This window comes from Cohnella sp. GbtcB17 (assembly GCF_019091135.1).
Lineage (GTDB): Bacteria > Bacillota > Bacilli > Paenibacillales > Paenibacillaceae > Cohnella.
Window position 1 is genome coordinate 62,631 of the sequence record NZ_JAGXJW010000043.1, and the last position, 8,388, is coordinate 71,018.

General features: G+C 63.1%; 9 protein-coding genes. All 9 read left to right on the forward strand.

What is annotated here, in order from left to right; all coding sequences use genetic code 11:
- Positions 1-6: 6 nt before the first annotated feature.
- Positions 7-1,104 (forward strand): transcription termination factor NusA, encoded by a 1,098-nt coding sequence (nusA, locus tag KVT38_RS22375; RefSeq protein ID WP_217595964.1) that lies wholly within the window; start codon positions 7-9, stop codon positions 1,102-1,104.
- 48 nt (positions 1,105-1,152) lie between these two features.
- Entirely contained in the window at positions 1,153-1,467 is a 315-nt protein-coding gene (rnpM, locus tag KVT38_RS22380) for an RNase P modulator RnpM (protein ID WP_217595965.1), read from the forward strand.
- Positions 1,457-1,789, forward strand: a complete 333-nt coding sequence (locus KVT38_RS22385) for a L7Ae/L30e/S12e/Gadd45 family ribosomal protein (RefSeq protein ID WP_217595966.1) — start codon at positions 1,457-1,459, stop codon at positions 1,787-1,789. Before rnpM ends, KVT38_RS22385 begins: the two co-directional genes overlap by 11 nt.
- On the forward strand, positions 1,782-4,694 hold the full coding sequence (gene infB / locus KVT38_RS22390; RefSeq protein ID WP_217595967.1) for a translation initiation factor IF-2: 2,913 nt from the start codon (positions 1,782-1,784) through the stop codon (positions 4,692-4,694). Before KVT38_RS22385 ends, infB begins: the two co-directional genes overlap by 8 nt.
- A gap of 33 nt (positions 4,695-4,727) precedes the next feature.
- Complete coding sequence (rbfA, locus tag KVT38_RS22395) at positions 4,728-5,084, forward strand: 30S ribosome-binding factor RbfA (RefSeq protein WP_217595968.1); 357 nt, start codon at positions 4,728-4,730, stop codon at positions 5,082-5,084.
- Positions 5,081-6,085, forward strand: coding sequence for a DHH family phosphoesterase (locus KVT38_RS22400; RefSeq protein ID WP_217595969.1), 1,005 nt, complete (start codon positions 5,081-5,083; stop codon positions 6,083-6,085). The genes rbfA and KVT38_RS22400 overlap by 4 nt, the downstream gene beginning before the upstream one ends.
- Positions 6,063-6,995, forward strand: coding sequence for a tRNA pseudouridine(55) synthase TruB (gene truB / locus KVT38_RS22405; protein WP_217595970.1), 933 nt, complete (start codon positions 6,063-6,065; stop codon positions 6,993-6,995). Before KVT38_RS22400 ends, truB begins: the two co-directional genes overlap by 23 nt.
- A gap of 58 nt (positions 6,996-7,053) precedes the next feature.
- Positions 7,054-8,028: a bifunctional riboflavin kinase/FAD synthetase gene (locus KVT38_RS22410; protein ID WP_217595971.1), complete on the forward strand. Its 975-nt coding sequence runs from the start codon at positions 7,054-7,056 to the stop codon at positions 8,026-8,028.
- A gap of 174 nt (positions 8,029-8,202) precedes the next feature.
- Positions 8,203-8,388, forward strand: a 186-nt coding sequence (gene rpsO, locus KVT38_RS22415) for a 30S ribosomal protein S15 (protein ID WP_217595972.1), incomplete at its 3' end; no start/stop codon positions are given.

Genomic DNA, 8,388 nt, shown 5'->3' on the forward strand with positions numbered 1-8,388 from the left:
GGAGCTATGAGCATGGAGTTTATTGAAGCCTTGGGCGAGATCGAACGCGACAAAGGCATCGCCAAGGATGTCCTCATCGAGGCCATCGAAGCGGCACTTATCTCCAGCTATAAACGCAATTTCAATACGGCGCAGAACGTACGCGTCGACATCAACCGCAATACCGGCCTGATCAAAGTGTACGCGCGCAAGACCGTCGTCGACGAGGTGCTCGACCCGCGCCTCGAGATCGCGATCGACGCGGCCCGCTCCATCAATCCGCACTATCAGATCGAGGACATCGCCGAGATCGAGGTGACGCCGCGGGATTTCGGACGGATCGCGGCCCAGACGGCGAAGCAGGTCGTGACCCAGCGTATCCGCGAGGCGGAGCGCGGGCTGATCTACCACGCGTACGTGGACAAAGAGCAGGACATCGTGACCGGCATCATCCAGCGGATCGACATGCGCAACCTGTACGTCGACTTGGGCAAGGTCGAGGCGGCGCTGCCGCTCACCGAGCTCATGCCGACCGACAAGTTCAAGCAGGGCGATCGGGTAAAGTCTTATATCACGAAGGTCGAGAATACGAGCAAGGGACCGCAGATCATTTTGTCGCGGACGCATCCCGGACTGCTCAAGCGGCTGTTCGAGCTCGAGGTGCCCGAGATATTCGACGGCACGGTCGAGATCCGTTCGGTCGCACGCGAAGCGGGCTTCCGTTCCAAGATCGCCGTTCATTCGCGTGCGGATGAAGTCGATCCGATCGGCTCCTGCGTCGGACAGAAGGGCGTGCGGGTACAGACGATCGTGAACGAGCTTAAGGGCGAGAAGATCGATATCGTCCGCTGGTCCGACGCCGTCGAGGAATACGTTGCCAATGCGCTCAGCCCTTCCAAGGTGCTCGAGGTCATCGTGTTCGAGGCCGAAAAGATGGCGCGCGTTATCGTGCCGGACTATCAGCTGTCGCTCGCGATCGGCATCAAGGGCCAGAACGCGCGGCTCGCCGCGAAGCTGACCGGGTGGAAGATCGATATCAAGAGCGAGACGCAGGCGGAGCAGGAATACGGCCGGCCGCGCACCGAAGGCGATGCGATGCACCAGGACAGCGTGACGATCGATTAATTTTCAGGCGGCAATCATATAGACGGTCCGCATGGGAGGCGAGAAACCTTGAGACCGAGGAAGATACCGCAGCGCAAATGCATCGCGAGCCAGGAAATGATGCCTAAAAAAGAGCTCATCCGCATCGTTCGGTCGCCGACGGGGGAGATATCCCTCGATCTGACGGGTAAAAAACCCGGTAGGGGCGCCTATCTGTGCGGCAAGCTGTCCTACTTCAAGCTGGCCAAGAAGACGAAGGCGCTGGAGCGCGCGCTCAAGGCGCCCGTGCCGCCCGAGGTTTACGATCGGCTGGAGGAAGAGTTTTTGAAGCTCGAGGGCGAATTCATCGCCGCGAAGGAGTTGGATGACGGCGATGACGACTAGCGATAAGACGCTGTCGCGGCTGGGGCTCGCCATGCGGGCCGGCAAGCTCGTCTCCGGGGACGAGACGGTGCTTAAGAGCATTCGCGCGGGCGAAGCGAAGCTGGTGGTGATCGCCCGCGACGCTTCCGACAATACGCGCAAGAAAGTGGCGGACAAATGCGCAACCTATGGCGTAGAGCTGCTTGCCGGCTACTCCCGGTACGATCTGGGAGGTGCCGTGGGCAAGCCCGAACGCGTGCTGTTCGCCGTCACGGACCAAGGCTTCGCGAATCTCGTTCGCGAGGGCTTCGTTCAACATTCGGAGGTGGAGAATATTGAGTAATAAACAATCGGATAACAAAGATAAGCTGCGGGTGTACGAATACGCCAAGCAGCTGAATATGAGCAGCAAAGAAGTCCAGAAAATTCTCGAGCGGGTCGGCAAGCCGGTCAACAACCATATGAGCGTCATGGAAGACGGCATGGTCGCGTCCGTAGAGAAGTTTTTCCGCGACGTGAAGGCGAACGCGGCGGCCAAGATGGCGCAGAACAAGCCGGCGGGCAATCGTCCGGCAGGCGACCTGGGCGGCCAGAACCGCCAGGGCGGCGGCCAGCAGCAGCCTGCGCGCCGATCGGAAGAGACGGCTTCGGTCGCTTCCCGCCCGGCGCAGCCTGCGCCGACGGCACCGTCTCCGGCGCCTGCTCCGGCCCCGGCCGCGCAGCAAGCGGCACCCGCTTCGCAAGCGGCAGCGCCTTCGCAGCCTAGCGCGTCCGGCAATGCGACGACTTCGTCGCCTGCTTCGGAGCGTCCGCAAGGCGGCGGCCAATCCGGCGGCGGCTACCAAGGCAACCGTCAAGGCGGCGGCCAGGGCGGCGGCTATCAGGGCAACCGTCAAGGCGGCGGCCAGGGCGGAGGCGGCTATCAAGGCAACCGTCAAGGCGGCGGCCAGGGCGGAGGCGGCCAGGGCGGAGGCGGCTACCAGGGCAACCGTCCAGCGGGCGGTCAAGGCGGAGGCGGCTATCAAGGCAACCGTCCATCCGGCGGCCAAGGCGGAGGCGGCTATCAAGGCAACCGTCCAGCGGGCGGTCAAGGCGGAGGCGGCTATCAAGGCAACCGTCCAGCGGGCGGTCAAGGCGGAGGCGGCTACCAGGGCAACCGTCCGGCAGGCGGTCAAGGCGGCGGCTACCAGGGCAATCGTCCATCGGGCGGCGGCGGTTTCAGCGGCGGCGCGGGCAGAGGCCCGGCACCGGCACCTGCAGCGGCAGCCGGACGCGGCGGCCAAGGCGGCGGCTTCGGCAGCCGTCCGGGCGGCCAGCGCAGCGACAACCGCGGCGGGGACAATCGCGGCGGCTTTAACCGCGACGGCGGCGCGAAGCGCAAGGACAACGACTTCAATCGGCGTTTCGAGGAGACCGGACGCGGCGGGCCGCGCAAGGGCAAGGGCGGCAAGAACGCCAAGGGCCGCAACCTGCCTCCGCGCGAGAAGATCGACAACACGCCGAAGAAGATCATCGTCCGCGGCGAGATGACCGTAGGGGATCTGGCCAAGCTGCTTCACAAGGACGCTTCCGAGGTTATCAAGAAGCTGTTCATGATGGGCGTCATGGCGACGATCAACCAGGATCTCGACATGGACACGATCCTGCTCATCGCAGGCGAGTTCGGCGTCGAAGTCGAAGTCAAGATCGCAGTCGAAGACACGAACTTCGAGACGATCGAGGAAACGGACGAAGAGGCCGATCTGATTACCCGTCCTGCTGTCGTCACGATCATGGGCCACGTCGACCACGGCAAGACGACGCTGCTTGACGCGATCCGCGAGACGCAGGTCGCCAGCGGCGAAGCCGGCGGCATCACCCAGCATATCGGCGCTTATCAGGTCGAGGTGCACGGCAAAAAGATCACGTTCCTGGATACGCCGGGTCACGAAGCGTTCACGACGATGCGTGCGCGCGGCGCCCAGGTTACCGATATTACGATTCTGGTCGTAGCGGCCGACGACGGCGTCATGCCGCAGACGGTCGAAGCGATCAACCACGCCAAGGCGGCGAACGTGCCGATCATCGTGGCGGTCAACAAGACCGACAAGCCGGGCGCGAACCCGGACAAGGTCAAGCAGGAGCTGACCGAATACGGCCTCGTTCAGGAAGCATGGGGCGGCGACACGATCTTCGTCGAACTGTCCGCCAAGCAGCGCCTGAACCTCGACGGCTTGCTCGAGATGATTCTGCTCGTTTCCGAAGTGAACGACTACAAGGCCAATCCCGACAAGCGGGCGCGCGGCACGGTCATCGAAGCCGAGCTCGACAAGGGCAAGGGGCCGATCGCCCGTATCCTCGTCCAGAACGGTACGCTCAAGGTCGGCGACGCGTTCGTCGCGGGCGACTGCTTCGGCCGGATTCGCGCGATGACCAACGACCGCGGACGCCGCGTCAAGGAAGCCGGACCGTCGACGCCGGTCGAGATCACCGGCCTGACGGAAGTGCCGCAAGCGGGCGATCCGTTCATGGTGTTCGAGGACGAGCGCAAAGCGCGCGAGATCGCCGACAAGCGTTCGATCAAGACGCGCCAAGAATCGATGCGCTCCAACCAGAAGGTTACGCTCGAGGATCTGTTCAGCAAGATCAAGGAAGGCGAGATCAAGGATCTGAACGTCATTCTGAAGGCGGACGTCCAGGGATCGCTCGAAGCGCTCAAGGGCTCTCTCGAGAAGATCGAGGTCGAAGGCGTGCGCGTCAAGACGATCCACAGCGGCGTCGGCGCGATCACCGAGTCCGACGTATCGCTCGCGCTCGCATCGGCTGCGATCATCATCGGCTTCAACGTTCGTCCTGAACCGCGCGCCGCGCAAGCCGCGGAGCAGGAGAAGGTCGACCTGCGTCTCCACCGCATCATCTACAAGGTGATCGAGGAGATCGAACAGGCGATGAAGGGCATGCTCGATCCGGTGTTCAAGGAGAAGGTCATCGGCCACGCCGAAGTCCGCGAGACGTTCAAAGTCAGCAAGGTCGGCACGATCGCCGGCTGCATGGTCACGGACGGCAAGGTCGCCCGCAACGCCGAAGTGCGCCTTGTGCGCGGCGGCGTGGTCGCCTTCGAGGGCAAGATCGATTCCCTCAAGCGGTTCAAGGATGACGCGAAGGAAGTTTCGGAAGGCTATGAATGCGGCATTACGCTCGACAAGTTCAACGATCTTCAGATCGGCGACGTGCTCGAAGCGTTTATCATGGAGTCCGTCGAGCGCTAATCCGCGCATGAAGCAGGGAAGAGGGGATGGACAGTGGCTAAATTCCGCGTCGGCCGTGTCGGCGAACAGATCAAGAAGGAGATCAGCTCGCTGATCCAGACCGAGCTGAAGGATCCGCGCATCGGCTTTATTACGGTGACGGGCGTCGACGTGACGGGAGATCTGTCCCAGGCGCGCGTGTACCTCAGCATTTTGGGCAACGACGAACAGAAGGAAGCGACGCTGCACGCGCTGGCCAAGGCCAAAGGGTTCCTCCGTTCGGAGCTCGGCAACCGCATGCGGCTGCGGCATACGCCGGAGATCGAGTTCCGTTTCGACAGCTCGATCGCCTACGGCAGCCGTATCGAAGCGCTGCTGGCGGACATCAACAAAGGAAACCAGCCTTCATGAACGCCTGGACCGCGCAGCTCGACGCCGCAGTCGACTTTATCCGGGAGCGGGACGACTTCCTCGTCGTCTCGCACGTTCAGCCGGACGGCGACGCCATCAGCTCTACGGTGGCGGTCGCCTGGCTGCTGGACAAGCTGGGCAAAAGCTATGCCATGTACAATGAAGGTCCCGTTCCCGAACGTCTTCATTACCTGACGGGAAGCGAACGGATTCAGACGAACGCGTCCGGCGAAGCCGGACGTGCTTATCGTCATGTCATCGCGGTCGATTGCGCCGATTTCAGCCGGGTCGGCAATGCGACGGAACGGTTCGAAGAAAACTTTGAGCTGCTGAACATCGACCACCATCCGACGAACAACGGCTACGGGCTCGTGAACGTGCTGCGCTCGGATGCTGCCGCCACGGCCGAGATCTTATACGAATTGATCGAGCGGACGGGCACGGTGCTGGACAAGGACGCCGCGACGGCGATCTATACCGGCATGCTCACCGATACCGGCGGATTCCGCTACAGCAATACGACGCCTAACGTACTCGCGATCGCTTCCCGTCTGATCGACCTCGGCGTGGACGGTCCGATGCTGGCCGAGCATCTGCTCGAGCGCATGACGCTTCAGCAGATGCTCGTCTTGCAGCGGGCGCTGTCCCGTCTGACGTTCAGCGCGGACAAGCGCATCGCCTGGCTGTGGGTGACGCCGGAGGACATGACGGACACCGGCGCCAAAAACGAGGACCTGGAGGGCATCGTGAACTTCCCGCGCAACGTCGAGGGCGTCGAGGTCGGCATTCTGTTCAAACAAAATTCGGAGAATTCGGTCAAGGTCAGCCTGCGTTCGGCGGGCAAGGTCGACGTCGCGGCCGTATCCCAGCTGTTCGGGGGCGGGGGACACGTCCGTGCGGCCGGCTGCAAGGTCGCAGCCGCGCTCGAGGACGCGATCTCCCAGTTGACGGCGGCGGTAGGAAAGGCGCTGGAATCGCATGACGCAAGCCAAAACGCATAGCTTTGAAGGCGTACTGGCGGTTTGGAAGCCTACGGGCTGGACGTCTCACGACGTCGTAGCCAAGGCTCGGCGCATTCTCGGCGTCAAGCGGATCGGCCACACCGGAACGCTGGATCCGGCCGTGACCGGCGTGCTGCCGATTTGTATCGGCAGGGCGACGCGAATGGTGGAGTACTTGCAGGAGCTGCCCAAGACGTACGAGGCGACGATCCGCTTCGGCATCGCCACCGACACCGAGGATTTGACCGGCGAAGTGCTGGAAACGCAGGACGCCGGCGGATTAAGCGAAGCCGAGATCAGGGAAGCAATCCTCTCCTTTGTCGGCGACATCATGCAGGTGCCGCCGATGGTATCCGCGCTGAAGGTCGACGGCAAACGGCTGTATGAGCTGGCGAGGGAAGGCGTGACGGTCGACAGGCCGGCCCGCCCGGTGACGATTCACGACATTCGTCTCGGAGACATCAAGACCGGCGTGCCGCAGCCCGAGGCTTCGTTTTCCGTTCGCTGCTCCAAGGGCACCTACATTCGCACGCTATGCGTCGATATCGGACGCAAGCTGGGCGTCCCGGCGGCGATGGCCGTTCTGAAGCGAACGGAAAGCGCCGGACTTGCGCCGGACGACAGCCTGACGCTCGAGGAGATGTCTCGCTTGCGGGAGAGCGGCCAGCTCGGAAGCCGGCTCATTCCGGCGGACGGCCTCCTTCCGTTTCCGCGCGCGACCGGCGGAGTCGAGGCTGCCGCGAACGCGAGACAGGGGAAGGCGATTCCGTACGAGCTGCTGTCGCCGGCGCCGGACCGAGACGGCTTATGGCGTCTGTATCGCGACGACGGCGCTTTTCTGGGCTTGTTCGAAGCGGACATGCCGGGCCGGCGGCTCAAGGCTGTCAAAGTATTTCATCCGGAAGAGTGACCTTAAGGTCCGCCAGGCGGCGGTCCGCGCTCTTTCGAAGATGCAGGAGGACAGCAGGGTGGAACGTTACGATTTGACTCATACGATGTTGACAAAGGACGGCGAACTGCCGTCCGGCGCCTGCCGCGACCGCGTCGCGATGGCGATCGGCTTCTTCGACGGCGTGCACAGAGGCCATGCCGAGGTGATCCGCCAGGCGGTGGCGTCCGCGAGAGAGCAGGGCTTCGCGCCAGCCGTGCTGACGTTCAGTCCGCATCCGCGGACCGTGCTCGGCAAGGACGGCTATCATACGGTGCTGACGCCGCTCGAGGACAAGCTGGCGCGGTTCGCCGAGCTGGGCGTCGAACTGGCTTACGTCGTGGCGTTCGACCATGGCTTCGCCGAAGTGTCGGCAGAGAGCTTCGTCCGGCGGCTGCTGCTGCCGATGGGGGTTCGATCCGCCGTCGTCGGCTTCGACTTCAGGTTCGGCCATCGCGGACAAGGCGATGCAGAGGCGCTCCGCAGCCTTAGCGACGGCGCGATCTCGGTCCGCGTCGTCGAGCCGGTGTTCGACGGCGATGCCAAGATCAGCAGCACCCGGATTCGCGCGAGTCTTGCGTCGGGCGACTGCGAGTCGGCGGCCGTGCTGCTCGGACGCCCTTATGCGATCTCGGGCGAGATCGTTCACGGCGACGCACGCGGCCGCTTGCTCGGCTTTCCGACGGCGAATATGCTGCCGGCCGTGCCGTACGTCATTCCGCGGCATGGCGTCTACGCGGTGACTGTGGGCGGCGCGGACGACGGGACGCGCGAGCTCGGCGGCGTCATCAACGTGGGCGTCCGGCCGACGTTCGACGCGCCGGGCGGCGCGCCGAGACTGGAGACGAACCTGTTCGATTTCCAAGGCGATCTGTACGGACGTACGCTTACCGTGCGGTTCCACCGCTTTTTGCGCCCGGAGACGAAGTTCGCTTCCTTCGACGAGCTCAAGACGCAGATCGGCAAAGATGCAGAGCGGGCCCGCGAGGAGCTTCGCGCTCTCGGCTTGCGCTAAGGCGGCGCGTTCGCTCGTTTTAAGCGCTTGTTGCTATGATCATAGGCATTATGCTATACTATTGAACGTTGTCGGCAGTGCCGGCTTCACATGAACCTTGGCTTGGCCGGACGCTCTCACCGGCGACAGCTCGGCCACAGGCGATTAGACAAATCGAACACGGAGGTGATTGGGATGGCATTGACGCAAGAGCGCAAACAAGAACTGATCGAGCTGCACAAGACGCACGCTTCGGACACCGGATCCCCGGAAGTTCAAATCGCGATCCTGACGGAGAACATCAACAAACTGACGACCCAATTCAGGTCCCACAAGAAGGACCTCCACTGGAGCCGCGGCCTACACAAGATGGTCGGCCAA